The 25402-nt window shown below is 71.0% G+C and carries 21 protein-coding genes and 1 pseudogene; 9 read left to right on the forward strand and 13 right to left on the reverse strand.

Annotated features, from left to right (window positions below; genetic code table 11):
• Positions 1–27: 27 nt before the first annotated feature.
• Positions 28–1491: an amidophosphoribosyltransferase gene (gene purF / locus ASF23_RS15070; protein ID WP_055955403.1), complete on the reverse strand. Its 1464-nt coding sequence runs from the start codon at positions 1489–1491 to the stop codon at positions 28–30.
• A gap of 71 nt (positions 1492–1562) precedes the next feature.
• Between purF and purM the strand changes: the two genes are divergently transcribed.
• On the forward strand, positions 1563–2663 hold the full coding sequence (gene purM / locus ASF23_RS15075) for a phosphoribosylformylglycinamidine cyclo-ligase (RefSeq protein ID WP_055955406.1): 1101 nt from the start codon (positions 1563–1565) through the stop codon (positions 2661–2663).
• A 321-nt stretch (positions 2664–2984) separates the two neighbouring features.
• On the opposite strand, the gene ASF23_RS15080 is transcribed toward purM, so the two are convergent.
• Entirely contained in the window at positions 2985–3191 is a 207-nt protein-coding gene (locus ASF23_RS15080) for a DUF3073 domain-containing protein (RefSeq protein WP_055955409.1), read from the reverse strand.
• Positions 3192–3358: 167 nt separating this feature from the next.
• Here ASF23_RS15080 and ASF23_RS15085 point away from each other — a divergent pair, with 167 nt between their 5' ends.
• Entirely contained in the window at positions 3359–4495 is a 1137-nt protein-coding gene (locus ASF23_RS15085; protein WP_326999004.1) for an FAD-dependent oxidoreductase, read from the forward strand.
• A 63-nt stretch (positions 4496–4558) separates the two neighbouring features.
• On the opposite strand, the pseudogene ASF23_RS18895 reads toward ASF23_RS15085, so the two are convergent.
• The 6 genes and pseudogenes from ASF23_RS18895 to yczE all read right to left on the reverse strand — a co-directional run.
• A pseudogene (locus ASF23_RS18895) lies at positions 4559–4777 on the reverse strand (DUF3072 domain-containing protein); the annotation flags it as partial.
• A gap of 435 nt (positions 4778–5212) precedes the next feature.
• A complete protein-coding gene (locus ASF23_RS15095) occupies positions 5213–6010 on the reverse strand; it encodes a hypothetical protein (RefSeq protein WP_055955412.1) in 798 nt (265 codons plus the stop codon).
• A gap of 42 nt (positions 6011–6052) precedes the next feature.
• Complete coding sequence (locus ASF23_RS15100; RefSeq protein ID WP_055955415.1) at positions 6053–8275, reverse strand: APC family permease; 2223 nt, start codon at positions 8273–8275, stop codon at positions 6053–6055.
• Between the two features lie 158 nt (positions 8276–8433).
• A complete protein-coding gene (locus ASF23_RS15105; RefSeq protein ID WP_055955418.1) occupies positions 8434–9030 on the reverse strand; it encodes a PadR family transcriptional regulator in 597 nt (198 codons plus the stop codon).
• Positions 9027–9995 (reverse strand): DUF4097 family beta strand repeat-containing protein, encoded by a 969-nt coding sequence (locus tag ASF23_RS15110; RefSeq protein WP_082474207.1) that lies wholly within the window; start codon positions 9993–9995, stop codon positions 9027–9029. The genes ASF23_RS15105 and ASF23_RS15110 overlap by 4 nt, the downstream gene beginning before the upstream one ends.
• 27 nt (positions 9996–10022) lie before the next feature.
• Positions 10023–10751 (reverse strand): membrane protein YczE, encoded by a 729-nt coding sequence (yczE, locus tag ASF23_RS15115; RefSeq protein WP_082474208.1) that lies wholly within the window; start codon positions 10749–10751, stop codon positions 10023–10025.
• A gap of 61 nt (positions 10752–10812) precedes the next feature.
• On the opposite strand from yczE, the gene yczR reads away from it, so the two are divergent.
• The 3 genes from yczR to ASF23_RS15130 all read left to right on the forward strand — a co-directional run bounded on the left by yczR (position 10813) and on the right by ASF23_RS15130 (position 16381).
• A complete protein-coding gene (gene yczR, locus ASF23_RS15120; protein WP_055955421.1) occupies positions 10813–12288 on the forward strand; it encodes a MocR-like transcription factor YczR in 1476 nt (491 codons plus the stop codon).
• Positions 12289–12325: 37 nt separating this feature from the next.
• The gene (locus ASF23_RS15125) at positions 12326–13030 is read left to right on the forward strand and encodes a DUF6518 family protein (protein ID WP_055955424.1); all 705 of its coding nucleotides are present in this window, start codon (positions 12326–12328) and stop codon (positions 13028–13030) included.
• 87 nt (positions 13031–13117) lie between these two features.
• Positions 13118–16381, forward strand: a complete 3264-nt coding sequence (locus ASF23_RS15130) for an efflux RND transporter permease subunit (RefSeq protein ID WP_055955426.1) — start codon at positions 13118–13120, stop codon at positions 16379–16381.
• A gap of 20 nt (positions 16382–16401) precedes the next feature.
• On the opposite strand, the gene ASF23_RS15135 is transcribed toward ASF23_RS15130, so the two are convergent.
• Together ASF23_RS15135 and ASF23_RS15140 are read right to left on the reverse strand one after the other, a co-directional pair.
• On the reverse strand, positions 16402–16668 hold the full coding sequence (locus ASF23_RS15135; RefSeq protein WP_055955429.1) for a hypothetical protein: 267 nt from the start codon (positions 16666–16668) through the stop codon (positions 16402–16404).
• A gap of 124 nt (positions 16669–16792) precedes the next feature.
• Positions 16793–17974: an alpha/beta hydrolase gene (locus ASF23_RS15140; RefSeq protein WP_162236775.1), complete on the reverse strand. Its 1182-nt coding sequence runs from the start codon at positions 17972–17974 to the stop codon at positions 16793–16795.
• 114 nt (positions 17975–18088) lie between these two features.
• Here ASF23_RS15140 and ASF23_RS15145 point away from each other — a divergent pair, with 114 nt between their 5' ends.
• Together ASF23_RS15145 and ASF23_RS15150 are read left to right on the forward strand one after the other, a co-directional pair.
• Positions 18089–18943, forward strand: a complete 855-nt coding sequence (locus ASF23_RS15145; RefSeq protein WP_055955434.1) for a PPK2 family polyphosphate kinase — start codon at positions 18089–18091, stop codon at positions 18941–18943.
• A 218-nt stretch (positions 18944–19161) separates the two neighbouring features.
• The gene (locus ASF23_RS15150; RefSeq protein ID WP_055955437.1) at positions 19162–21252 is read left to right on the forward strand and encodes a DEAD/DEAH box helicase; all 2091 of its coding nucleotides are present in this window, start codon (positions 19162–19164) and stop codon (positions 21250–21252) included.
• A gap of 98 nt (positions 21253–21350) precedes the next feature.
• On the opposite strand, the gene ASF23_RS15155 is transcribed toward ASF23_RS15150, so the two are convergent.
• The 3 genes from ASF23_RS15155 to ASF23_RS15165 are packed head-to-tail and all read right to left on the reverse strand — an operon-like array spanning position 21351 to position 22908.
• Positions 21351–21854, reverse strand: a complete 504-nt coding sequence (locus tag ASF23_RS15155; protein ID WP_055955439.1) for a mycothiol transferase — start codon at positions 21852–21854, stop codon at positions 21351–21353.
• Between the two features lie 32 nt (positions 21855–21886).
• Positions 21887–22390 (reverse strand): MarR family winged helix-turn-helix transcriptional regulator, encoded by a 504-nt coding sequence (locus ASF23_RS15160; RefSeq protein ID WP_055955442.1) that lies wholly within the window; start codon positions 22388–22390, stop codon positions 21887–21889.
• Positions 22387–22908: a MarR family winged helix-turn-helix transcriptional regulator gene (locus ASF23_RS15165; RefSeq protein WP_156364550.1), complete on the reverse strand. Its 522-nt coding sequence runs from the start codon at positions 22906–22908 to the stop codon at positions 22387–22389. Before ASF23_RS15165 ends, ASF23_RS15160 begins: the two co-directional genes overlap by 4 nt.
• Positions 22909–23157: 249 nt before the next feature.
• Here ASF23_RS15165 and ASF23_RS15170 point away from each other — a divergent pair, with 249 nt between their 5' ends.
• Positions 23158–23757: a hypothetical protein gene (locus ASF23_RS15170; protein WP_055955450.1), complete on the forward strand. Its 600-nt coding sequence runs from the start codon at positions 23158–23160 to the stop codon at positions 23755–23757.
• A 58-nt stretch (positions 23758–23815) separates the two neighbouring features.
• Entirely contained in the window at positions 23816–25363 is a 1548-nt protein-coding gene (locus ASF23_RS15175) for a signal peptidase I (RefSeq protein WP_055955453.1), read from the forward strand.
• Positions 25364–25402: the final 39 nt, after the last annotated feature.

The following is a 25402-nucleotide window of genomic DNA, read 5'->3' on the forward strand; positions in this document are numbered from 1 at the left end:
GGAGCGGCCGGCGTGTCAGGAGCGTCGTCAGCTCAGCTGGTTCGCCTCGACCCAGGCCAGGTACTCCGGCGTGACCGACCCGGTGACGTAGTCGCCGGTGAAGCAGCTCATCTCGAGCTCGGTGACGTCGGACCCCTCGCAGATCGCGGAGCGCATGTCCTCGACCTCCTGGTAGATGAGGTGGTCGCTGCCGAGGACCTGGTTGATCTCGGGGATCTTCCGTCCGTGCGCGATGAGCTCGTCACGCGTCGGCATGTTGATGCCGTAGACGTGCGGGTAGCGCACCGGGGGCGCTGCCGAGGTGAACGTGACCTCGTTCGCACCGGCGGCACGGGCCATCTCGACGATCTCCTTGCTCGTGGTGCCGCGCACGATGGAGTCGTCGACGATGAGGATGTTCTTGCCCTTGAACTCCGACGACATCGCGTTGAGCTTCTGACGGACACTGCGCTTGCGCTCCGCCTGTCCCGGCATGATGAACGTGCGGCCGACGTAGCGGTTCTTGTAGAAGCCCTCGCGGTACTCGATGCCGAGCTTCTGCGCGACCTGCATGGCGGCGGGCCGTGAGGAGTCCGGGATCGGCATGACCACATCGATGTCACCGGCCGGTGCGTGCGTGGCGATGGTGTCGGCGAGGCGGTTCCCGAGGCGGAGGCGCGCGTCGTACACCGAGATGCCGTTCATGATCGAGTCCGGACGTGCCAGGTAGACGTACTCGAACGAGCACGGGATGAGGCGGGGGTTCCGGGCGCACTGTCGGCTGACGAGCTGCCCGTCGAGGGTGATGAAGACGGCCTCGCCCGGAGCGATGTCGCGGACGATGTCGTAGCCGCCGGACTCGAGCACGAGCGACTCCGACGCGACGATCCACTCGCTCTTGTCCGGAGCACTCTCGGCGAACCGGTGCCCGAGGATGAGCGGCCGGATGCCGAACGGGTCGCGGAACGCCAGGAGCCCGTGCCCCGCGATCATCGCGATCGTGGCGTACGACCCCTCGACGCGCTCGTGCACGCGCTCCACCGCGTGGAACACCTGCTCGGGGTCGAGGTCGGTGCCGCGGACCTGGGCCTGCAGCTCGTGCGCCAGGACGTTCACGAGCAGCTCGGTGTCCGACGAGGTGTTGAGGTGGCGGCGGTCCACGTCGAACAGCTCGCGGGTGAGCTCGCGCGTGTTCGTCAGGTTGCCGTTGTGCACGAGGACGATGCCGTAGGGCGCGTTCACGTAGAACGGCTGGGCCTCTTCCTCGTTGCTCGCGACGCCCTTGGTGGCGTAGCGGACGTGCCCCAGACCCATGGTGCCGAGGAGGGATCGCATGTCGCGCGTCCGGAAGGCCTCGCGCACGTGGCCACGGGTCTTGTGCGCGTGGAAGACGTGGCCCTCGTTCGTGGCGATGCCCGTCGAGTCCTGCCCCCGGTGCTGCAGCAGGAGCAGTGCGTCGTAGATGGATTGATTGGCTGGTCCCTGCGAGACGAGACCGACGATGCCGCACATGCCGACGTGGCTCCAGACCGTAGAGTGTGGGGGTACCGAACAAGTCTGCCATGCCCGCGGAGGATGAACGAATGGTCAACCCGTACGCCGAGGCCGGCGTCGACACGGCGGCCGGTGACCTGGCCGTCGAACTCATGAAGTCGGCGGTGTCCGCGACGCACAACCCGTCCGTGCTCGGTGGGGTCGGCGGCTTCGCCGGGCTCTACGACGTCTCGTTCCTGCGCGAGTTCTCACACCCGCTCCTCGCCACGAGCACCGACGGCGTCGGCACCAAGGTCGCGATCGCGCAGGCCATCGACAAGCACGACACCATCGGGCAGGACCTCGTCGGCATGGTCGTCGACGACATCGTCGTGGTCGGCGCCCGCCCGATCTTCATGACGGACTACATCGCCTGCGGTCGGGTCGTCCCGTCGCGGATCGCGGACATCGTCGCCGGCATCGCCCGTGGCTGCTCGGCGACCGGCACCGCGCTCGTCGGCGGCGAGACCGCGGAGCACCCGGGACTCCTCGGGCCGGACGACTACGACGTCGCCGGTGCCGCGGTGGGCGTCGTCGAGGCCGACCTGCAGCTCGGCCCGCAGCTCGTCGAGGACGGCGACACGGTGATCGCGATCGCCTCGTCCGGCCTGCACTCGAACGGCTACTCGCTCGTCCGGCACATCCTGAGCACCCGCGGCGTCGGGTTCACGGAGCACTCGGACGACCTCGGCGGCATGGTCGGCGAGGTCCTCCTCGAGCCGACCCGTCTCTACACGGCGCCGCTCGTCGCGCTGCTCGCCGACCCGGTCTTCGCCGGGCAGGTGCACGCGCTCTCCCACGTCACGGGCGGTGGCATCGCGGCGAACCTGGCCCGTGTGCTGCCCCGCGGCTCGTGGGTCGAGGTGGATCGTGCGACGTGGGCGCCCCTGCCCGTGTTCCAGGTCCTGTCGTCGATGTCCGGCACACCGCTGACGGACACCGAGGGCACGTGGAACCTCGGCATCGGCATGTTCGCCGTGGTGTCGCGGGCGGCCGCCGACCAGATCGTGCAGGCGCTCGGCACGGCCGGGCTCGCCGCGTGGGCCGTCGGTGAGATCTCGACGGCTCCGCACGACCTCGCGGGGTTCGAGCAGGGTGCGAAGGGCGTCGACGGCGGCGCGGTGCGCCTGATCGGCACCTACGCGGACTAGGCCTGCGGGGAGACCAGGCCGGCCCCGTGGACACGGGCGGCTGGGCCGGCGAGGCGGGCGTCAGCCGTGCCTCCCGGCCGGACTGGAGGCACGGCTCGCGCCCGCCTCGCATCGGCACCACGTGTCGTCGGTCGCGCCCGGCGTCGTACGCCCGCGCGTGACGGCGCCCGAGCGGGCGCACGACGGCGCTCGAGCGGGCACGTGACGGCGCCCGAGCGGGAGCGCCCAGACGGGTGCGTCCGGACGCGACGAAGCGCCGCATGGAGCAACTCCATGCGGCGCCGTACCGGTCGTCGTCCGATCCCGCGGGATCAGTGCCGACTACGCGGACTTGTCGTGCTGATCGGCTTCGGAGGACTCGAACGAATCGTCGTCCTCATCGTCTGCCCACTTGTCCACGTAGTCGTTCTCCGACTCGTGTCCAGTGGCCAGTTCGCGTTCGAGCGCACCGTAGTTCGTCTCGGGGCTGAAGTACTTCAGCTCCCGAGCGACCTTGGTGTGCTTCGCCTTCTGACGGCCGCGCCCCATGCGTGACCCCCTCGTGTGATCGGCCCGGCGGAACTGGCGAGTCCGAGCGAAACGGGCTGGGAACAGGTCAACCGATGCGGTGCGTGGTTTGAAATCTGCCGATCACTTTACCATGTACCCCGATTCCCTCACGTCCAGAACGCTCCGCGCACAGCACAATTGGGACCGTGCTGCAGCCCCCGGACGACGCTCGTGCGCGTGTCGTGGTCGTCGGGGCGGGTCAGGCCGGGCTCTCGGTCGCGTACGAACTGCAGCGACGGGGTCTCCGGACCGGTGCGGACGTGCTCGTGGTGGATCGAGGACCATCAACGGGAGGTGCCTGGCAGTTCCGCTGGGAGGCGCTCCGGCTCGGCCTCGCCCACCGTGTCCACGACCTGCCCGGCATGCACGCGCTCGGACTCCGCTTCGACGACGCAGATCACGATCGACCGGCTCGGGACGTCGTGGCCGAGTACTACCGCCGCTACGAGGACGGTGCCGGGATCGTCGTCGAGCGCCCTGCCGAGGCGGTCGCCGTCCGTGCGGACGGCGACGACCTCGCGGTGGAGGTCCGCACGCCCGACGGTGTGGTGACCGTCCGCACCGAGGTCCTGGTGAGCGCCACGGGCTCGTGGGGGATGCCCTTCGTGCCGTGGGTCCCGGGCCGCGACGGGTTCGCCGGTCGACAGCTCGACACCACGGGGTACCGGAGCGCGGAGGAGTTCCGCGGGCAGGACGTCGTCGTGGTCGGCGGCGGGACGAGCGCCATCGGCTTCGTGCTGGAGCTCGAGGGCGTCGCAGCGACGATCACGTGGGTGACACGGCGCCGGGTGGACTGGCTCGAGGAGACCTCGCTCGACCTCGAGTCCGCGACGTCGGCCGTCCGGGCGCAGGACGACGCCGCGCGCGCCGGGCTGCCCCTGCCGAGCATCGTCGCGGGGACCGGCGTGCCGAAGACCGAGCGCATGCGGGCGGCTGCCGGGCGGGGCGTCCTGGTCGAGCAGCCGATGTTCTCTGCTGTCGAGCCGGACGGCGTGCGCATGGCGGACGGATCGTTCCGGCACGCCGACACGATCATCTGGGCGACGGGGTTCCGTCCGGAGCTGCGGTACCTGGCGCCGCTCGGACTCCGGGAGCGCTCGGGCGGGTTCTCGGTCCGTGACGGCGTGTCCGCCCGCGACCCCCGGGTGTTCCTCGCGGGGTACGGACCGCAGGCGTCGACGATCGGGGCGAACCGGGCCGGGCGACTGATCGCGCGGCAGGTGGTGGAGCGCCTGGCGACGGGCGAGGGCGCCGTCGCGGCCCCCGGCCCGAGCCCCGAATGAGAAGTGCCCATCTGTCGGCTGGGGTGCGGGACCCGACAGATGGGCACTTCTCGACGGATCGACTCAGCCCTGGCCGCGGCCCGTCTTCGACTGCAGGCGCTCGATGTGCTCGGACGCCTCGGCCTTCGTGAGGTCCGCGGAGAGCTCCTCGCCCGCCTCGCGCGCCAGCGTGTCGAGGTAGCTCCGCTGGGCGCCGGTCATGGGCTCGTCGCCGGTGACCCACTGCTCCGGGTCCTTGCTCGCCGAGGTCGACGGGTCCGGACGAGCGCCGCCGAGGGTCTCGCCGGTCGGCTCCCCGGTCGGCTCGTCGGGGGCGACACCGTTCGACTGTGCGCCGTTCGACTGGACGCCGTTCGACTGGGCATCGTTCGATGCGTCGCCGGTCGAGCCGATGGTGTCGGACCCGGCACCGGTCGACGCCGCACCGTTCGACTGGGCGTCGTCCGAGCCGATGGAGTCTGCGGGGACGTCGTCGGGGAGCACGTCGCTCGGACCGGCTCCCGCGGGGTCGAGCGACTCGTCGAGGGGTGCTGCGCTGCTGTCGCTCATCGGGGTCTGTTCGCTGTTCGTCATGGAGCGAACGGTACGCGCGGGCACCGACAGCGCCGGCCGTTGCGGGGTACAGCCGCCCGGTCCCCGGTCCCCGGTCCCCGGTCCCGGTCCCCGGTCCCCGGTCCCCGGTCTCGCTCCCCGGCCCTCGGCCCCCCGGCGACGGCGTCAGGCGGGCGACACCTCGTACCGCACCAGATCGGCATCGATGACGTTCGCCGCGATCGGCGTGGGCTCCTGCCCCGGTCGGCCGATCCACGCGGTGTTCGCCTCGGCGTCGACCCGGACGATCGCGACGCGCTCCCCGCGCACGATCCACGACGCCCGGACGGCGACACGTGTGCCCGTGTCCCGCGGCGGCAGGCCGACGACGTCCGACGACCGGTCCGGGTGCTCACCGGGCGGCAGGATCGGCAACACCGGCACCGATCGCACCATCACCCCCGCAGCGCCCGTGTCCGTCGTCGCCTCGGTGTCGATCTCGACCAGGCGCACGACCTCGTCACGCGGGAGCGGGACGTCGACGCGGACGTCGTCGGAGCCCACCAGCGTGCGGAACGCGGGACGACCGTCGGGGGCGATGTGTGCCTCCCGTCCGTCGATGCGGACCCGGCCACGCGTCCTGGTGTCCGCGAACGTGCCGGCGGTGAGGCCGGAGACGCGCGCCTCGGCGTGCGGGACGACGACGCGGTCCGGTCGGTACCAGTCGTGGAGGTCGGCGGGCGCGGCGTACCCGATGCTCCACGCACCGCGGACGAGGCTCGCGTCCGCATCGTCCACCGGCTGCGGGTCGAGCGCTCCGGTCGGGTGCTCGCCGCGGACGACGACCATGCCGTCGTAGCGTCCGTCCGGCGTCGACGGGGGATCGACCGGCAGCACCTCCACGCGCCGCGAGACCTTGCCGTCGTGGCTGTCGATCGTCGCGAAGACGCGGAGTCCCGGGTCGGTGGTGGTGTCGTCGTTCATGTCGCGGTCACTCTACGACCGACCGCGGACACCGTTCCCGCATCACTCCGCCGAGGTGGGCGGGGTCCTCGACGAGGCCGGGGTCGTCGGCACGAGCACCGGTACCGACCCCGTGCAGAGTGCCGGGTCCACCCCGTCCGCGGGTCCGGCGGGCCGGGTCGCACGCCTCGGCTGCAGGCTGTTCCGCTGGACCGACCGGCGCAGTCGCTCCGCCTCGGACTGCGGCGCCGCCGGTCGCTCGAACGTCGGTCGGACGGGTTCGCCGCGACGGTCCTGCCCGGGGAACGGCCTCGAGCGACGGCCGTAGAGGAGCTCCGAGGAGTCGAGCAGCCACGGGACGAGCGCGACGGTGACGCCGTGCACGAGCAGCAGCTTCTTCCGGATCCGACGGCCGCGGTGGTTGTGCAGGAACGTCTCCCACCAGTGTCCGACGACGAACACGGGGGTGTAGACGGTGACGACCTCGGACCCGTGGTCGAGCCGGTGGGCCTTGATGTACTTGATGAGGGGCATCGAGATGTCGCGGTAGGGACTCGACACGATGGTCAGCGGGGCGTCGATCCCGTACTCGGCCCACTGCGCGCGGAGCGCGGACGCGTCGGCCTCGTCGATCGCGACGTGGACCGCCTCGAACGACGCGTGCTTGGCCGCGATGGCGTAGTCGATCGCCTTGAGCACCGGCTTCTGCAGCTTGTTGACGAGCACGATCGCGTGGTCGCCGGTCGCCCCGAACTTGGTCGCCGGGTCCGCCTCGATCTCGTGGGAGACGTCGCGGTAGTAGCGGTTCACGCCGAGCATCAGCACGAACAGGATCGGCATGATCACGAACACGAGCCACGCGCCGTGGGTGAACTTCGTGATGGTGACGACCACGAGCACGATGAACGTGAAGAGCGCGCCGGTGGCGTTGATCGACAGGCTCCGGTACACCTGCCCCCGGTTGACCGGCTCGGCGTCGGGGCCCAGGGTCCCGTCGCGGTCGGCCCGCAGCAGCCGCAGCCAGTGCTTGACCATGCCGGTCTGCCCGAGGGTGAAGGACACGAACACACCGATGATGTACAGCTGGATGAGGCTCGTGACGTTCGCCCGGTAGACGATGAGCAGCGCGGCGGCCACGAGCGCCAGGACGATCACGCCGTTCGAGTAGATGAGCCGATCACCGCGGGTCGAGAGCGCCTTCGGTGCGTAGGAGTCCCGCGCGAGGATCGACCCGAGCAGCGGGAACCCGTTGAACGCCGTGTTCGCGGCGAGGAGCAGGACCGCGGCGGTGGTGGCCTGCACGACGAAGAACAGGACGCTGTTGTTGCCGAACGTCGCCGCCGCGATCTGGGCGATGAGCGACCGCTGCGGCGTCGTGGCGCAGTTCGCAAAGCCCTGCAGGTCGCACGCGCTCTCGGCGTAGTGCACGCGCGAGACGAGCGCGATCGAGATGAGGCCGACGAACAGGACGATCGCGATGCCGCCCATCGCGACGAGGGTCTTCTGCGCGTTCCGGACCTTCGGGCGGCGGAACGCCTGCACGCCGTTCGCGATCGCCTCGACACCGGTGAGTGCCGAGCACCCCGATGCGAACGCCCGCAGGAGCAGCAGGATGAACGCGGCGTGCGCCAGGTCCGAGCCGTGGTCGACGACGTAGCCCGCGGACTCCGCGACCGGGGCGTTGCCGGCGAACGTCCGGACGAGCGCGGTGACGACCATCACGAACACGCTCGCGACGAAGAGGTAGGTGGGGATCGCGAAGGCCTTGCTCGACTCGGCGACACCGCGGAGGTTCACGGCGGCGAGCACCACGACGAACACCAGCGCGAGCTCGACGCGGAACTCTGCGAGGAAGGGCAGGGCGGAGATGATGTTGTCCACGCCGGACGCCACGGACACGGCGACGGTCATCACGTAGTCGACGAGGAGCGCCGACGCGACGACGAGGCCGGCCTTCTCGCCGAGGTTCCGGTGCGCGACCTCGTAGTCGCCGCCGCCGGAGGGGTAGGCCTTGATGAGCTGGCGGTAGGAGGCGACGACGACGATGAGCAGCAGGACGACCATCGCGGCCACCCCCGGCGCGAAGGTCAGGAACGACATCCCGCCGAGCAGCAGGATCATCAGGAGCTCCTGGGGCGCGTAGGCCACCGAGGAGAGCGGGTCGCTCGCGAAGATCGGCAGCGCCAGGTGCTTCGGGAGGAGTTGCCCCTCGAGCTTCTCCGAGGGCAGCGGGTCCCCGATCAGTCGCGCTTTCAGCGACCGGATCTCGTTCGTCACGAGGGGCAAACCTACTCAGTTCGGGGCGGAGCGCAACACGGTGAGCCCGCTCGGCATTCCCTGGACGCCGGATCGGGTCGGATCCGCGTCACCGTGCGCGGCCGGTGGGTGGTGCGGACCGCCGGCCGGGAGGCACGACTCGCGCCGTTCCTCCCGGCTCAGGTCCCTCAGGCGGCCGGGTCCCGCAGGCTGCGCCGGAGCGCACCGAGACCGTCACGGAGCGCCGCGACGGCGGTGTCCGTCAGCTGGTCGCGGTTCGCGAGCCGACGCATGTCGCTCCGGACGTCCTGGCGGAACCCGGCGAGGAGCATCTCGACCTCGCGGAGCTGCTTGGCGGACTCCGACGGGGTCGACGTCGGGGTCCGTGGCGTGCCGGAGGTCGCCTGCCGGGCGGACGCCGCGAGGTCGGCGCGGAGGGACCGCATCGCCTCGCCGACCGACGCCCGGACGCCGTCGGCGAGGGAGCGCACGGAGTCGGACACCCCGGCCTCGAGGTCGGCGACGTCGTCCTGGCGGCGGGCGAGCTCGTCACGACCGGCGTCGGTGATCGCGTAGACGGTCTTCCGACCGTCGGCGGTCTTGGTGACGAGGCCGTCCTCCTCGAGCTTGGCGAGCCGCGGGTAGACGGTGCCGGCGCTCGGGACGTAGGTGCCACCGAACCGGTCGCCGAGGGCCTGGATGACCTCGTAGCCGTGCATCGGGTGGTCCGCGAGGAGCACGAGCAGGTAGAGGCGCAGGTGTCCGTGTGCGAAGACGGGGCTCACTGGTCGGCCTCCGTCCCGGTGTGGCCGGTGGACCCGGCCTGCCCGGCGGGCCCCGCGGTTCCCGGGGCCATCCCGCCGGGAGCAGTGCCACCGGGGAAGGGCTCGTCGACGGACGGCGTCGAGCCGGACGTCGGGGTGTGCGGCGCAGTGTCGCTCGGCGCTCCGGCGACCGGGCCGCCGTGCAGCACCGCGACGTCGCCGGACACCGAGTTGATGCTCATCTCGACGAAGCGGGAGTCGAGCGTCCCGGAGCGCTTGGTGTACGAGCCGTGCACACCCTTGATCCGCTCGTCGTCGAACTGGAGCTTGCCGGAGGCGGTCCCCACGGCGCACGTGAACGGGACGTCGTGCTCGAGACGCACGCTGACGTCGCCCGACACGGTGTTCACGCGGATCGAGTCCGGGATGCCGGCGAGGTCGAGCAGCACGTTCGCGGAGACCCCGTCGCACGAGAACCGCTCGACGTCGCCGGTCGCGACGACGTCCCCGGACACCGTGTGCACCGTGATCTCGCCGGCGTGGTCGCGGACCGTCACGGTGCCGGAGACCGCGTTGACCTGCAGGTCGCCCGCGATGCCGTCGGCCACGAGGTCCCCGGAGACGGTGTTGAGCGTGGCGTCGCGAACGAGTCCGGACACGAGGGCACCCGCGGACACGACGCCGAGCGTGACGGCGGCGTCGCGGGGCACGAGGATGCTGACGTCGGCCCTGGCGCTCCCGCGGAAGGACCGGAGGAACCCGATGGGGTCGTCCCAGCGGATCTGCGGGTGGTCGACGGTCAGGGTGTCGCCGTCGATCTCGACGCGCATCGCCTTGCCGGACACCGTGTGGATCTCCACGCGGGCCGTCGGTTCGTCGTGGCCGATCACGTCCACCTGTCCACCCACGAGACCGACGCGGAGCTTCCGCACGATCCCGGTGTCGATGACCTTCGGCTCCTCGACGAGCCACTTCTCCTGCGCCATGGGGTCCTCCACTGTCTGGAACGCGATCTATCGCGTTCTGTGGAAGACACGGTATGTCGCGTCCCTGGGAACCGCAACGGAACCGTCGGACACGGCGCGCGTCTCCAGGCCGGGTCGGTCATCCGGCTCTGCCGTGGTGTCGGCGGCCGACCGTGTCGGCGACCACGGGAAGCGGGTGAACCACGGCATGACCTGACCGACGATCGGTCCGATGAGGAACGCGGCGGCGACGGTCCCGACGCCGACGTCGCCGCCGAGGAGCCAGCCGACCACGACGACCGTGACCTCGACGAGCGTCCGGGTCAGCCAGATCGGCCAGCCGAGCCGCTCGTGCAGCCCCACCATGAGTCCGTCGCGCGCTCCGGCACCGAACGATGCCCCGATGTAGCAGCCGGTCGCGATCGCCAGGAGGATCAGGCCGCCGGCGAACAGCAGCACCTTGCCGACGAGCGTTCCCGGCTCCGGCAGCACGGCCAGCCCGAGGTCGGCCGCGGGGCCGATCGACAGGGCGTTCAGCAGGGTGCCGATCCCCGGACGCTGGCGGAGCGGGATCCAGAACAGCAGGATGACACCGCTCGACACCACCGTGATGGCCCCGAACGACCACGGGACGACGTTCTCGAGCCCCTCGGTGAGCACCGTCCACGACGAGACGCCGACCACGGCGCGCACCATCATCGCCGTCGAGATCCCGTAGAGGAACAGACCGACGAAGAGCTGTCCGAACCGGAGGGGGAGGGCGATCGAGCGGGGCATGGTGTCGACTCTGGCCCGAAGTGGCCTGGTCGCCAAGAGCCAATCGGTCTACCGTGGACCCATGCCTCCCGTCGTCATCAGTCCCCGCGCGGCCGGTCTCCTGCTCGCGCACTGGCGCGACGGTCGGAGCGGCACCGCCTACGAAGCGCTCGCCGATGCGCTCCGCGTGCTCGTCATCGATGGGCGGGTCTCGGTCGGATCGCGACTGCCGGCCGAGCGGCGGCTCGCCGAGACGCTCGGACTCAGCCGGACGACGGTGGCGACCGCCTACGCCCGCCTGCGCGAGGACGGCTTCATCGCGAGCGTGCGCGGATCGGGGAGCGTCGTCCAGCTGCCGGCGGCGGTCGCCGGGCGTCGGGACCCCGAGCAGCTCGGCGGGGTCCGTCTCGGAGCCGGGGGTGCGACCGACGGCGTCCTCGACCTGCGGAAGGCCGTCATGCACGCCGCGCCCGGCATCGCCGAGGCCGCGGAACTGGCGATGCGGCACCTGCCGGCGGCGCTCGCCGACGTCGGGTACGACACCGTCGGGGACCAGGGCCTCCGCGCCGCGATCGCCGAGCGGTACGCCGCACGCGGGCTGCCGACCCGGCCGGAGCAGGTCCTGGTGACCCTCGGCGCGCAGCACGCCATCGCACTCCTCGCCCGGGTGCTCGTCGGCCGCGGTGACGCGGTGGTCGTCGAGTCGCCCACTTACCCGCACGCGCACGAGGCGTTGCGCGCCGCCGGTGGGCGACTCGTCGGCGTGCCCGTCGACGCTGCGGACGGCTGGGACGTCGGCGCGATGACGACCGCGATCCGGCGGACCGCACCGTCGGTCGCCTACGTCATGCCGGATCTCCACAACCCGACCGGGGCGACGATGTCCCTGACGGCCCGTCTCGCCCTGCTGGACGCCGCGGCCGACGCCGGGACCGTCGTGATCGCCGACGAGACGATCGGGGAGCTGCGGATCGAGGGCGACGTGCACCCGCCCCTCGCGGCACTCGGGCCGACGACGGGGCCGGCCTCGGTCGTGCTCATCGGCTCGACCGGCAAGGTGTTCTGGGGCGGGCTCCGGATCGGCTGGGTCCGGGCGGACCCGGACCTCGTGCAGCGGCTCGTGCTCGCGCGCCCGACGGGGGACCTCGGGACACCGATCCTCGAACAGCTCGTCGTCCGCGAGCTGCTGCCGCGCACCGAGGCCGTCCTGGAGGAACGACGCCGCCACCTCCTGCAGGGTCGCGACCACGTCGTGGCCGGGTTGCGGACGCGGGTCCCGGAGTGGGACGTGCCGTCGCCCGCGGGCGGGTTGACGGCGTGGGTGGGGCTCGGCCGACCCGTGTCGAGTGCGCTCGTGCTCGCCGCACGGGCGGACGGGGTGGCACTGGCGTCCGGCGGGGTGTTCGGGCCGGACGGTGGGTTCGAACGGTTCCTCCGGGTGCCGTTCTCCGGGTCCGCGGTGGACCGGGAGCGGATGCTCGACGTGCTGGTGGGGGCATGGGCGCGCGTCGGGGGGATCGAGGCGTCGGGGGTGCGGTCGCTCGCTGCGGTGGTGTGAGCGCCTCTGGCGGCGGCTCGGCTCATCCTTCAGGACGATGTCCGGCACGCCCGCGTCCGTCATGCTGGACGGCATGGAGTCCTCCGTGATCGACCGATCGTCACCGCACGCGTCGAGTGCTGCACCGCGGCAGCACCCCGGGCACGTCCTCCCGATGCCCGCAGCGGTCCTCGTGACACTCGCGGGGGCGTTCCTCGTGGGGATGCTGACCAGCTTCGGCCAGGCCGGACCCCAGTTCGTCTCGACGATGTCCAACTCCGGCGGCTCGTGGTTCGTCGCCGCGATGCTCCTGCTGCTGATCGTCCGACCGCGGATGCGCTGGGCGCTCCCGCTCGGGGTCGTGGTGCTCGAGCTCATGCACGTCGGTTACACGGTCGCGTCGAACCTCCGCGGGCACCCCGACTTCCTCGCGATCACGAACTTCTGGGTGATCATGGCGCTCCCCGCCGGGCTCCTCGCCGGTGCCGTCGTCACCTGGACGCTCCGCGGTGAGACCCGGCTCCGGTCCCTCGCGCTCGGTCTCGCCGGCGCGACGCTCGTCGGTGAGGGCGGACGAGGCCTCCTCCAGGTCGCCGAGACGACCGGTTCGGCGTTCTGGGTCACCGAGATCATCGTCGGCGTCCTCGTCGTCGCCGCAGCGGTCGCGGTCGGACGCACCCCGGTCGCACGGGTCGTCGGGCTCGCCGCGGGCGTCGTCGGAGCGGCCGCCGTCCTCACCGCGTACTCGATCCTCGGCGGCTGACCCTCCACACCCCCGGCCGGGCCCGACGCCCTCCCCAGGCTGTGAGACCACCCCGGCAGCGTCCGAGGTCCCTGCGATGATCGACGAGTGCATCTCCTGTCGGTATTCAGTCTCCGGAACCGGGCGCTCATCGCCCTCGTCACCGTCGTGGTGGCGATCTTCGGCGGCATCGCGCTCACCAACCTCAAGCAGGAGCTGATCCCGAGCGTCCAGTTCCCGCAGGTCGCGATCGTCAGCGTCTACCCCGGTGCGACCCCGGAGGTCGTGTCGAACGACGTCTCCACCAAGATCGAGCAGGGGATCCAGGCCGTTCCCGACCTCAAGTCGACGACGGCGACCTCGTCGACCGGCCAGAGCGTGGTGTCGGCCGAGTTCGACTACGGGTCCAACCTCGCGAGCGCCGAGGACAAGATCCAGACCGTCGTGAACGCGCTCTCGCTCCCCGACTCGGTGCAGACGCAGATCGTCACGGGCTCCTTCGACGACATCCCGGTGCTCCAGCTCGCGGTGTCGGATCCGGGCGCCGACCAGGAGCAGCTCGTCGACAAGCTCAACCAGACGGCGATCCCGGACCTCGAGAAGCTCGACGGGGTGCGCCAGGCCGACGTCTACGGCAACCCGGGGCGCCGCATCGTCATCACGCCGGACACGGACGCGCTCACCCAGCGGGGGCTCTCGCAGACGGCGATCTCGGACGCGCTCGACGACAACGGGACGCTCATCCCGGGTGGCACGATCACCGAGAACGGCAAGACACTGTCGATCCAGTCGGGGCAGCGCCTCGCCTCGGTCGACGACATCGGTGCGCTCCCGTTGACCGGCGCGAAGGACGCACTCGGACAGCCGGAGGCGGCGACGATCGGCGACGTCGCGACGGTCGAGCTCACCGAAGCGCCGCGGACGTCGATCAGCCGCGTCAACGGGAAAGAGGCCCTCACCGTCGCGATCACGAAGACGCAGCAGGCCAACACCGTCGACGTGTCGAAGACCGTCAGTGATGCCCTGCCGGCGATCGAGGCGAAGGTCGGGGGCAACCTCGGCTTCACGGTCGTGTTCGACCAGGCGCCCTACATCCAGCAGTCGATCGACTCCCTGGCGGAGGAGGGCCTGCTCGGCCTCGGGTTCGCCGTGATCGTCATCCTGGTCTTCCTGCTGTCGTGGCGGTCGACGCTCGTGACCGTCGTGTCCATCCCGGTGAGCGTGCTCCTCGCCGCGATCGGCATGCAGGCAGCCGGGTACACCCTGAACATCATCACGCTCGCGGGCATCACGATCGCGATCGGACGCGTGGTGGACGACTCGATCGTCGTCATCGAGAACATCAAGCGACATCTGCAGCCGGGGGTGGACCGGCGGACCGCGGTGCTCGACGGCGTGCGCGAGGTCGCCGGCGCCGTGACCGCGTCGACCATCACCACGGTCGTGGTCTTCCTGCCGGTCGCCTTCGTCCAGGAGCTCGTCGGCGAGCTGTTCCGGCCGTTCGCGCTCACCGTGACGATGGCGCTGGTCGCGTCGCTCCTCGTCGCGCTCACGATCGTGCCGGTGCTCGCGTACTGGCTCCTCCGAGCCCCGAAGGCGCCCGCGCACGTCGGCGCGCACGCCGCCGGTGCATCCCGCGTCGGAGCGCGCGCCGCCAGTGCGGCACCCGTCGGCCTGGAGGAACGGGGCACGTCCGCCACGGAGGGCACCCTGACGAGCGCTGCCGACCTGCACGACGCGTCCGCGCCCGACCGGCTCCGACGCGGCTACCAGCCGGTGCTCGCCTGGGTGCTGCGGTTCCCGTGGCTGGTGATCGTCCTCGCCGTCATGGTGCTCGGCGGGACCGCGGCCGCGCTGCCGTTCGTCAAGACGAACTACCTCGGCGACTCCGGCCAGAACACCTTCACCGTGACGCAGACGCTCCCGCCCGCGACGAGCCTCGCCGAGCAGTCGTCCTCCGCGGACCGCGTCGAGCGTGTGCTCCGGCGGGTGCCCGGCGTCGACACGGTGCAGGTGACGATCGGCTCGAGCGGCAACTCCCTGCAGGCCGCGTTCTCCGGCGGTGCCGGCGGTGCCATCACCTACTCGGTCACGACCGACGCCGACCGCAACCAGACCGACCTGCAGTCGACCGCGCGTGCACGACTCAAGGCGCTCTCGGGCGCGGGCGACATCGCGATGTCCTCGTCGTCGAGCTTCGGCTCGGACTCGAACATCGAGGTCGACGTCACGGCGCCGACCCAGGACCAGCTCCGGACCGCCTCGCAGCAGGTGCTCCGGGCGATGCGCGACGTCCCGAACACGACCGGCGCCTCGAGCAACCTGTCGTCGGCGCAGCCGTTCCTCCAGGTGAAGGTCGACCGCTCGAAGGCCGCCGCTGATGGTCTGACCGAGACGGAGGTCGGCGGGATCGTCGCCGCATCCGTGTCGCCGCAGTCCAAGGGCACCGTGGAGTTCGGCGATGCCACCCTCGACATCTACATCGAGAACGCCACGCCGCCGACGACCGCCGACGCGCTCCGGGCACTGTCCATCCCCACCGCGACCGGGTCCGTGCCGCTGTCCGATCTGGCCACCGTCGCGGAGGCGGACGGTCCGACGAGCGTGACCACGTCCGATGCGGTCCGCACGGCGACCATCTCGGTGACCCCGTCGGCCACGAACCTCGGCGCGGCCACCACCTCGGTGACGCAGGCCGTCGACGACCTCGACCTGCCGCGGGGCGCGTCCGCGTCGATCGGCGGTGTCGCCTCGAGTCAGACGAACGCGTTCGGGCAGCTCGGACTCGCGGCGCTCATCGCGATCCTCATCGTGTACGTCGTGATGGTCGCGACGTTCAAGAGCCTCTACCAGCCGCTGATGCTGCTCGTGTCGATCCCGTTCGCCGCCACCGGAGCCGTCGTCCTGCAGATCGTCTCGGGCATCCCGATCGGCGTTCCGTCGCTCATCGGGCTGCTCATGCTGGTGGGGATCGTCGTGACGAACGCCATCGTGCTCATCGACCTCGTGAACCAGTACCGACGACGAGGGCTCCGCGTCCGCGAGGCACTCGTCGAGGGTGCGACGCGTCGACTCCGACCGATCCTCATGACGGCACTCGCGACGGTGTTCGCGCTCGTGCCGATGGCGATCGGGCTGACCGGGCAGGGCGGGTTCATCTCGCAGCCGCTTGCACTCATCGTGATCGGCGGGCTCGTGTCGTCGACCGTCCTGACGCTGATCGTGCTGCCGGCGCTCTACTCGGTGGTCGAGGGGTGGCTCGAGCGGCGGGCGGACCGGCGGGCTGGGCTGCTGCCTCCGAAGCGGCCGAACGCCATCTCGCGCTTCATACGACGGTGGCGCTCACGCGGTCGGACTGCTGACGGTCGGTGACCAGGACGCCGAGCGGCGGGTCAGCACTCCCAGCCGCGGCGGTGACTGTCGTCCGTCGTGGCGGTGAACCAGTTGACGAGCACGGCGGCGAGTGAGCAGACGAACACGACCGCGCTGAGCTGGGCGACCATGGAGGTCTCGCCCCGGACGACCCCGGCGAACCCGAAACCGACGGTGACGAGGAACGACAGGCCGAGCAGCAGTTCGGTGCCGGCGCGCAGCCAGGTCATCCCTGCCCACTCGGGGGCGGTGATCCGCTCGGCGCGGTCCAGTTGCTGCGTGCTCATGGTGCCCAGTCTCGGCTGACCGCTCCACATCGGACAGACCCGAGTGCGGGTGCCGCCAGAACGGGGGACAGGGGACAGCACCATGATCATCGTACCTGAAATACAAACGTACGGCACCGATGTTTCACCGGAGGCGGGCTCGGAACCATCCCGCGACGCGCTCGCTCATCGCCTGGTCGAGCTGCGCGATGGAGTGGGCGCTCCCACGGACCATCACGAGCGTGACCGGGACGTCATGCCCCCGGAGCCGCTCGGCGAAGCGCTGCGACTCCCATGCCGGGATGAACTCGTGGGTGGACTGCCCGATGAAGAACGGCGGTGTGGTCGCGGTGACCTTGTACATCGGGGACGCGCGACGTGCTGCGGGGCAGTCGGCGTAGTTCGGGCAGTTCAGGTACAGGAGCTGTGTCCGTTGGAAGCCCTCGGTGACGCCGTCGGCAGCAGTCGACGCGGCGGTGAGGTCGGCTGGGCCGCTCAGCTCGGCCACGGCCCGGATGCGGTCACCCGCGGCGTAGGACGCCGAGCCGTGGTCCTCGAGGGCGAGCAGCGACGCGAGGTTGCCGCCGGCACTGCCGCCGAACACCCCGACCCGGTCGCGGTCGACGTCGTACGTGTCGAGTGTCGAAGCTCGGAACACCCAGTCGAGTGCGCGGCGGACGTCGTCGAGGCCGGCGGGGAACGGATCGGTCGGCGCGAGTCGGTAGTCGACGTTGAAGACGACGAAGCCCTCGGACGCCAGGTACTGGCAGACGGAGTGGTAGGCGGCGGTGGCCTTGTCACCGTGCGACCACGAGCCGCCGTGGATCATCATGATCGCGGCGCGCGTGCCCTGGGCGGTCGGCGTCGCGTCGGGTTCGGCGCTGCCGGTCGGCGCGTCGGGTGCGGCGGTCGAGGTGCTGGCACCCGCCGCGGAGCTCGTGTCCGCACTCGCGTCGGCGCTCGCACCCGTGTCGGCGCTGTCGCTGGCGTTCGCGTCCGCTCGGTCGCGCGCGGCATCCGTGGCGGTACCGGTGGGTCGTCCGCCGGAGGCCCCGACCGGCAGGCACACGTCGAGCTGCTGCAGTCGGTCGCCCCCGTAGGGCACGTCGGACACGGTCTCGATGCCCCGGTAGCGCAGGGAGAGCGGGTAGATGACGGGCTTGGCGTCGACCGTGGCGTCCGAGTCGCCGGTGGGGGAACCCGTGCACGCTGCGAGCCCCACCAGCAGCGCCGCCGCGACCGCGAGCGCGAGCACCTGTACCGACCGGCGCCGCGTGACGGGGCGCGGATCACGCGCAGCGCGCCGGCGGGTCGGGTCAGACGTCATCGCCGTCCAACATAAACGGTGTCTCGCCTCAGTTCCCCTGGACGCACCCGCTCCGTCGCTTCCGCTGGCACCGTCCGGGATGGGAGGATTCGAGGACATCGAGGAGGAGACCGCGTGAGTCGACGAACGGCATGGTCCGAGGATCCAGAACCCCTGCTCCGCGTCGAGGAGGGGTTCCGGCTCACGAACGTCGACCCGGAGTCCACGCCGGGGTTCCGCGGCCGCAAGATCGACGGGCTCGAGGCGCTCGCCGCCGGTGCAGCCCGACTCGGCGCGATGCAGGAGCGGCTGTGGGCAGCGTCCACTGCCGGCGACGAACGTCGGGTCCTCCTGGTGCTCCAGGCGATGGACAGCGCGGGCAAGGGCGGCATCGTGTCCCACGTGGTCGGTGCGGTCGACCCGAACGGCGTCCGGTACGCGGGGTTCAAGGCCCCGACGGCCGAGGAGCGCGACCACGACTTCCTGTGGCGGATCGAGAAGGCCCTGCCCTCCGCTGGCCAGCTCGGCGTCTTCGACCGGTCGCACTACGAGGACGTCCTCATCCAGCGCGTCCGGTCGTTCGCCCCTCCGGAGGAGATCGAGCGGCGGTACGGAGCGATCGTCGCGTTCGAGCGGGCGCTCGCCTCGTCGGGCACGAGCATCGTCAAGGTGATGCTGCACATCTCCAAGGACGAGCAGCGCGAACGCCTCGGGGAGCGGCTCGACCGGCCGGACAAGCACTGGAAGTTCAACCCGGGCGACATCGACGAGCGCATGCTCTGGGGTGAGTACCAGCAGGCCTACCAGGTCGCGTTCGACCGGACCTCGACCGACGTCGCACCGTGGTACGTCGTCCCGGCGAACCGCAAGTGGTACGCCCGGTTGGCGGTGCAACAGCTGCTCATCGGTGCGCTCCAGGACATGCACCTCGAGTGGCCGTCGGCCGACTTCGACGTCGCCGAGCAGCGTCGGCGCCTCGCCGAGTCCTGACGGTCGACCTGGAGGCACGGGGCTGGCGATCGCACGTCGGGTCGCGTAGGGTGGATCGGTCGGCTCTCGACAACGCAGCATGTGGCTGCGAGCGGTGTGTGTATCTCGAGGGCTGGAATCACGTCGATGTTCCGACGGGAAGAACCCCCTCCGCGTGACACCCCGGCCGATGCAGCCCAGGGTGGGCAGCGGCATGTCTCCACACCGGAAAGATCCTCATGCCCCCATTCAAGAAGGGCGGGCCCTCGCGTGCCCGCAACGACAACGGCACCCCGGCTTCGCGCAGCTCCTCGCATCGCGGGTACCGCGCCGACGAGCCTGGAGCCCCGAAGCAGAAGGCCCGCTGGAACGCCTCGGAGCGCCGTGATCGTGCCGGCTCCGGTGCGGCGAAGGGTGAGCGGCCGAACTGGGAGCCGCGCTCGAACAACGACAGCCGCGGTCGTGGGCGCTTCGAGCGTGACGACCGTCGGGCCGGCACCGCTGGTCGTCCGAGCGACCGTGGCGATGACCGTCGTGGTGGCCGCTCGTTCGATCGTGACGACCGCCCGCAGCGTTCGTTCGACCGCAACGACCGCAACGACCGTGCCCCGCGCAGCTTCGACCGCGACGACCGCGCACCCCGTCGTGACCGTGACGACCGTGCGCCCCGTCGTGACCGCGACGACCGCGGCCCGCGTTCGTTCGACCGGAACGACCGTGCCCCGCGCAGCTTCGACCGTGACGACCGTGCGCCCCGTCGTGACCGYGACGACCGCCCGCAGCGTTCGTTCGACCGGAACGACCGGAACGATCGTGCCCCGCGCAGCTTCGACCGTGACGACCGCGCGCCCCGTCGTGACCGTGACGACCGCCCGCAGCGTTCGTTCGACCGCAACGACCGCAACGATCGCAACGACCGTGCCCCGCGCAGCTTCGACCGTGACGACCGCGCACCCCGTCGTGACCGTGACGACCGCCCGCAGCGCTCGTTCGACCGCAACGACCGCAACGATCGCCCGCAGCGTCAGCACGAGACCGGTGGCCGGTACTTCGGCGACGCCCGCGAGGACCGCGCCCCCTTCAAGCCCGGCGACGACGTCAAGCTCGAGAAGCTCCAGGCGGAGGCCACCGTGGCGGAGGACGTCGAGGGCGTGACGTTCGGCGACCTCGGCATCGGCGGCAACATCACCCGTGTCCTTGCCGAGCTCGGCGCCGACCGTCCGTTCCCGATCCAGGCCGCCACGATCCCGGACGTGCTCGCCGGCCGTGACGTCCTCGGTCGCGGCAAGACCGGCTCCGGCAAGACCATCGCGTTCGGCGCCCCCCTCGTCGAGAAGCTCATGGAGCACGGCGGCGGCAAGGACCGTCGGATGGGTCGGAACCCCCGCGCCCTCATCGTCGCGCCGACCCGCGAGCTCGCGCTGCAGATCGACCGGACGGTGCAGCCCATCGCCCGCGCCGTCGGCCTGTTCACGACGCAGATCTACGGTGGCGTCCCGCAGGGTCGTCAGGTCGGTGCACTCGATCGCGGTGTCGACATCATCATCGGCACGCCCGGGCGTATCGAGGACCTCATGGCACAGGGCCGTCTCGACCTCAGCGAGGTGACCGTCACGGTCCTCGACGAGGCCGACCACATGTGCGACCTCGGGTTCCTCGAGCCCGTCGAGCGCATCCTCGAGGCCACCGCCACGGTGACCCCGCACGGCGACCGCGCGCAGAAGCTCCTCTTCAGCGCGACGCTCGACACGCAGGTCGCGTCTCTCGTCGAGAAGTTCCTCGTCGACCCGGCCGTGCACGAGGTCCTCGGCGAGGACCAGGCATCCTCGACGATCGACCACCAGGTCCTGCTCATCGAGCAGCGCCAGAAGGACGAGATCATCGAGGAACTCTCGAGCGGTCCCGGCAAGACGCTCGTCTTCGCGCGGACCCGTGCCTACGCCGAGCGGATCGCGGACCAGCTCGAGGACGCGGGGATCCGCGCCACGAGCCTCCACGGCGACCTCAACCAGGCGCGACGCACCCGCAACCTGTCGCTCCTGACGACCGGACGCGTCAACGTGCTCGTCGCCACGGACGTCGCAGCGCGCGGTATCCACGTCGACGACATCTCGCTCGTGATCCAGGCCGACCTGCCGGACGAGTACAAGACGTACACGCACCGCGCGGGCCGGACGGGTCGAGCGGGCAAGGAGGGCACCGTCGTGACCCTGATCACGAACAACCGCCGTCGCAAGATGGAGGACATGCTCGGCCGCGCCGAGATCGAGGCGCCGATGGTCTCGGTCGCGCCCGGCGACCAGTTCCTGAAGGAACTGGCGAACCGCTAGCGCCGGACGCAGCACGCGCGGACGGGAGGCCCGGTACCAGCCGGTACCGGGCCTCCCGTCTGTCTGTGTTCAGCTCACGTCGTCGACGGGGCGCGGTCTCAGAAGAAGAGCAGCCCCCGGACGTACCCGGCCTGTCCAGCGTGCTGGACACAGTCGTCGAGGATGCTCGCGAGCCGGACTCCGGCGGTGACGGGCGGGTCCCAGGCGTCGTCCACGACGGCGTCGAGGTCTGCCTCGGACATGCCGGAGAGCACCTCGACGGTCCGAGCGTGCACCGCACGGAGGTACCCGACGAGGTCGTCAGCGGAGACGCGGACCCGGCCGACGTCGTCGCGCGTCATGCCGTAGCCGAGGGCCTCGGCCGGGAACGGCAGGCCGAAGCGGTCGTACCATCCGCCGGAGGTCCACACCTGCTCGCTGTCGGCCAACCCCGCGATCTGCACGTCCTGCCCGCGGGCGATGTGCCAGGCGAGCCACGCGAGGGTGTTCGCTCCGGCGGACGGACGCGATGCCAGCTGGTCCTTCGACAGCCCTGTGACGGCGCGTTCGACCGTGTCCGGGATGCGTGAGAAGGACTCGATGAGCAGTTCGGTGGGGGTCATGCCGCCACGCTATCCCCGCACGCCGACCCCGGTCAGGGTCGGAGGTCGCTGCGTGCGACGAGTGCGGCGTCGACCGCGGCGAGCATGGCGGTGAACGCATCGAGGCGATCCGCCGGGATCGCCTCCGCGAACGCATCGCGGAAGGTCACCTTGACGTCGTCGACGAGCTCGACGCCGGTCGGGGTGATCGTCACGTAGACGCTCCGACGGTCCTCGGGGTTCGGGACGCGCTCGACGTACCCGCGGTCCTCGAGCCGGTCGACCAGGCTCGTCGTGGCGCCCGTCGTGAGCCCCAGGTACCGGGTCACGGTCTTCGGGAGGACACCCTCGTCCGGCTGGGCCGCGAGGTAGAACAGGAACCGCAGGTCGGTGTGGTTGATGCTCCGGGCGGTCGCGAGCTCCTGCGTGAGTCGAGCGTGGTGGAGCTGGAGTCGCCGGTAGACCTCGATGGCCGCGTCGATCGACGCCTCCGCCGGAGCCGTGGCGGGGGCCGGGGCCGGTGCCGTGGCCGTGGCCGGTGCCGTCGTGCCGGTCATTCGCAGGGCGCGGGGACGCTGGTCACGCGCGCCAGGGCGGCGCTCATCTGGTCGAACCCGGCAGCGAGTGCGAGCAGGTGCTCGGCGGGGATCGACTGGCTGAAGACCGACCGGTAGACCCCGCCGATGGTTGCGGCGATCTCACGGCCGGAGTCGGTGAGCTGGATGAGGACGCTGCGGCGGTCGGCCGGGTTCGGCTGACGCTCGAGGTGCCCGTGGCGCTCGAGCCGGTCGACGAGGCTCGTCACGGCTCCGGTGGAGAGCTCGAGGTACTCGCCGGCCTGCTTCGGGGTGACGCCGCCGCACGTGTTGACGCCGAGGAAGAACACCAGGCGGAGGTCCGTCTCGTTGAGCCCGCGTCGCACCGCCTCGTGGTGCAGCACGTGCGCGTGGTGGAGCTGCAGCACGCGGAAGGACTGCAGGAGCCGGTCGAGCGCATCGCCGTCGGTGGGGGAGGCGACATCGCGGGAGGACGTCGTGTCCATCGCGGTGTCAGGGGCAACAAGGGTGTCCGTCATGGGCATCTCTTCGGTCGGACCGCATCCTGCGATCGGAGGTGGGGCATGTGCCACGGATCGTGCCACTCGCTGAGCATACTGCTCGAAGTGCAAGTTACTCGATGATCGAGGTACCCCCACCAGTGGGGGTGTCGCACGGCTTGTGAGCAACTCGACGCGCAAGTAACTTGATCGTCGTACCAACCGCAGCCCGGTTCCCGCCGCTGGCCGCCTTCTCGATCAGACCCCCTCTTCCTCTGGAGTACCGCCATGTCCCGTGTCACGCCCCGCGCCGCGAAGCTCGCCGCCTGGATCGCCATCCCCGCAGCGCTCATCGCCTCGGGCATCGTCGTCTCCACCGCCTCCTACTCGGCCTTCTCCGCCACCACGGTGAACCCGACGAACAACTGGACCGCCGGCACCGTCGCCCTCACCGACGACGACGCGAACTCGGCGATGTTCACGGCGACCGGCCTCAAGCCGGGCTCGACCGGCTCGAACTGCATCACGGTCACCTCGACCGGCTCGCTCGCCTCGGCCGTCAAGCTCTACGGCACCGCCGCCGCGACGACGAACGCGTTCTCCTCCTACATCAACATCTCGGTCGTCCAGGGCACCGGCGGCGGCTTCGGCTCCTGCACCGGCTTCACCCCGCTCGCCTCCGGCAGCTCGCTGTACACCGGCACCCTGCTGAACTTCGGCAACACCTACACGAACTACAGCAACGGCGTCGGCACCTGGACCCCGACCGGCACCGCCTCGGAGTCCCGCGTCTACCAGATCAGCTACACGGTGTCCTCGACGGCCCCGAACTCGGCGCAGGCCGGCACCGCGGCCCTCGGTCTCACCTGGGAGGCCCAGAACAGCTGAAGCAGCTGAGTACAGCTGAACCGCTCCACCCCGCACCACTCCTCCCGAGAAGGCAGTCATGACCACGTCCCGCATCGAGCTCCCCACGGTGTCCCTGCCGTCGAGCACGATGCGGGACGTCCGTGACTGGTCCAGGATCATCGTCGCGACGCTCGCTCGCGGCGTCATCGCGACCCTGCTCGGCATGGCGCTCTGGGCTGCTGCTCCGGCGGTCATCGGCTGGCACCCCACCACCGTGATGACCGGCTCGATGGAGCCCCGCCTGCACCCGGGCGACGTCGTGGTCGCACGCCCCGTCGCCGAGACCTCGCTGCACGCGGGTCAGGTGCTCCTCTACGACGACCCGGACATGCCCGGGCAGCTCCGCCTGCACCGGTTCGACAAGGCCGGGTCGAACGGCCAGATCATCACCAAGGGCGACGCGAACCCCGCCGCGGACTCGACGCCGATCATGCGGACCGCCGTTCACGGGGTCGCGTTCATCCGCGTGCCGTACGTCGGTCTCCCCGTCATGTGGCTCCGTGACGGCGAGTACCTCCGGGTCATCGGACTCGTCGTGGTCCTCGCCGCGATCGCGCTCCTCAGCATGCTCGACGCGTCGCTCCGTCGCCGGCTCGAGGACGCAGACGCGGACGCGGACACGGACGGCGGGACGACCGCCGACGCCGGTGGCCGCACCGACGCGACCGACATCGGACTGGAGGCGCGGGTCGACGCCACCACGGGCCTCCCGTCCGTCGTCGCCACCGTCAGCCGCCGGGAGGCGCGTCGTCGCGTCCGGCACACCCGTCGCCTCCGCCGGGCCGGTACGGTGCTCGCCATCGTCCTCGTCGCCGGCGGCGCGGGACTCGTCCTGCCGGCCAAGGCGCTCGCGGCCGGGTTCGGGGCCACCGCCGTGAACCCGACGTCCTCGTGGGCCGCCGGCTCGACCTTCGACTGCCTCGGTCGCACCGTGACCAACTCGCCGTCGTTCACGTACCAGTTCGGTGCCGCATCCGGCACGAGCGAGTCGGACCTGTCCGCGAACGGCCGCGCGGGCACGCTGTCCACGGGCGTCACCCGGGTCGGCGGGACCTGCGGGAGCAGCCCGTACGTCACGTTCGACGGGACCTCGGGCCAGATCACGACGACGAGCGCGACGAAGGTCACCGCTCCGACGACGTTCACGGTCGAAGCCTGGATCCGCACCTCCACCGCGGCCGGCAAGGTGGTCGGGTTCGGCAACTCGCAGACCGGCACGTCGAGCTCGTACGACCGCCATCTCTACGTCAACTCGGCGGGCAAGATCGTGTTCGGGGTCTACAACTCCGGCAACATCACGATCGCCTCGCCCGCGGTGGTCACGGACGGCGCTTGGCACCACGTCGTCGGCACGATGTCGTCCTCCGGCATGGCCCTGTACGTCGACGGCGTCAGCGTCGGCACGAACACGAACACCGGTGCCGAGGCGAACTCGGGCTGGTGGCGGATCGGCTACGACAATCTCAACGCCTGGACGAACGCGCCGACGAGCGCCTACTTCAAGGGCGACCTCGACGACGTCACCGCGTACCCGACGGCGCTGACGGCCGCACAGGTGTCGACGCTGTACAAGCAGGGGCGGTAGTCGGAGCAGTCGCCCGGCCGGTTGTCCACAGCTCCGCAC

This window comes from Curtobacterium sp. Leaf261, assembly GCF_001422205.1.
Taxonomy (GTDB): domain Bacteria; phylum Actinomycetota; class Actinomycetes; order Actinomycetales; family Microbacteriaceae; genus Curtobacterium.

Bases quoted from the DNA above. Each gene is read 5' to 3' on its own strand.
- purF (WP_055955403.1), bottom strand. From the start codon at position 1,491: ATGTGCGGCATCGTCGGTCTCGTCTCGCAGGGACCAGCCAATCAATCC.
- purM (WP_055955406.1), top strand. From the start codon at position 1,563: ATGGTCAACCCGTACGCCGAGGCCGGCGTCGACACGGCGGCCGGTGAC.
- ASF23_RS15080 (WP_055955409.1), bottom strand. From the start codon at position 3,191: ATGGGGCGCGGCCGTCAGAAGGCGAAGCACACCAAGGTCGCTCGGGAG.
- ASF23_RS15095 (WP_055955412.1), bottom strand. From the start codon at position 6,010: ATGAACGACGACACCACCACCGACCCGGGACTCCGCGTCTTCGCGACG.
- ASF23_RS15110 (WP_082474207.1), bottom strand. From the start codon at position 9,995: ATGGCGCAGGAGAAGTGGCTCGTCGAGGAGCCGAAGGTCATCGACACC.
- yczE (WP_082474208.1), bottom strand. From the start codon at position 10,751: ATGCCCCGCTCGATCGCCCTCCCCCTCCGGTTCGGACAGCTCTTCGTC.
- yczR (WP_055955421.1), top strand. From the start codon at position 10,813: ATGCCTCCCGTCGTCATCAGTCCCCGCGCGGCCGGTCTCCTGCTCGCG.
- ASF23_RS15125 (WP_055955424.1), top strand. From the start codon at position 12,326: ATGTCCGGCACGCCCGCGTCCGTCATGCTGGACGGCATGGAGTCCTCC.
- ASF23_RS15135 (WP_055955429.1), bottom strand. From the start codon at position 16,668: ATGAGCACGCAGCAACTGGACCGCGCCGAGCGGATCACCGCCCCCGAG.
- ASF23_RS15140 (WP_162236775.1), bottom strand. From the start codon at position 17,974: ATGACGTCTGACCCGACCCGCCGGCGCGCTGCGCGTGATCCGCGCCCC.
- ASF23_RS15155 (WP_055955439.1), bottom strand. From the start codon at position 21,854: ATGACCCCCACCGAACTGCTCATCGAGTCCTTCTCACGCATCCCGGAC.
- ASF23_RS15160 (WP_055955442.1), bottom strand. From the start codon at position 22,390: ATGACCGGCACGACGGCACCGGCCACGGCCACGGCACCGGCCCCGGCC.
- ASF23_RS15165 (WP_156364550.1), bottom strand. From the start codon at position 22,908: ATGACGGACACCCTTGTTGCCCCTGACACCGCGATGGACACGACGTCC.
- ASF23_RS15170 (WP_055955450.1), top strand. From the start codon at position 23,158: ATGTCCCGTGTCACGCCCCGCGCCGCGAAGCTCGCCGCCTGGATCGCC.
- ASF23_RS15175 (WP_055955453.1), top strand. From the start codon at position 23,816: ATGACCACGTCCCGCATCGAGCTCCCCACGGTGTCCCTGCCGTCGAGC.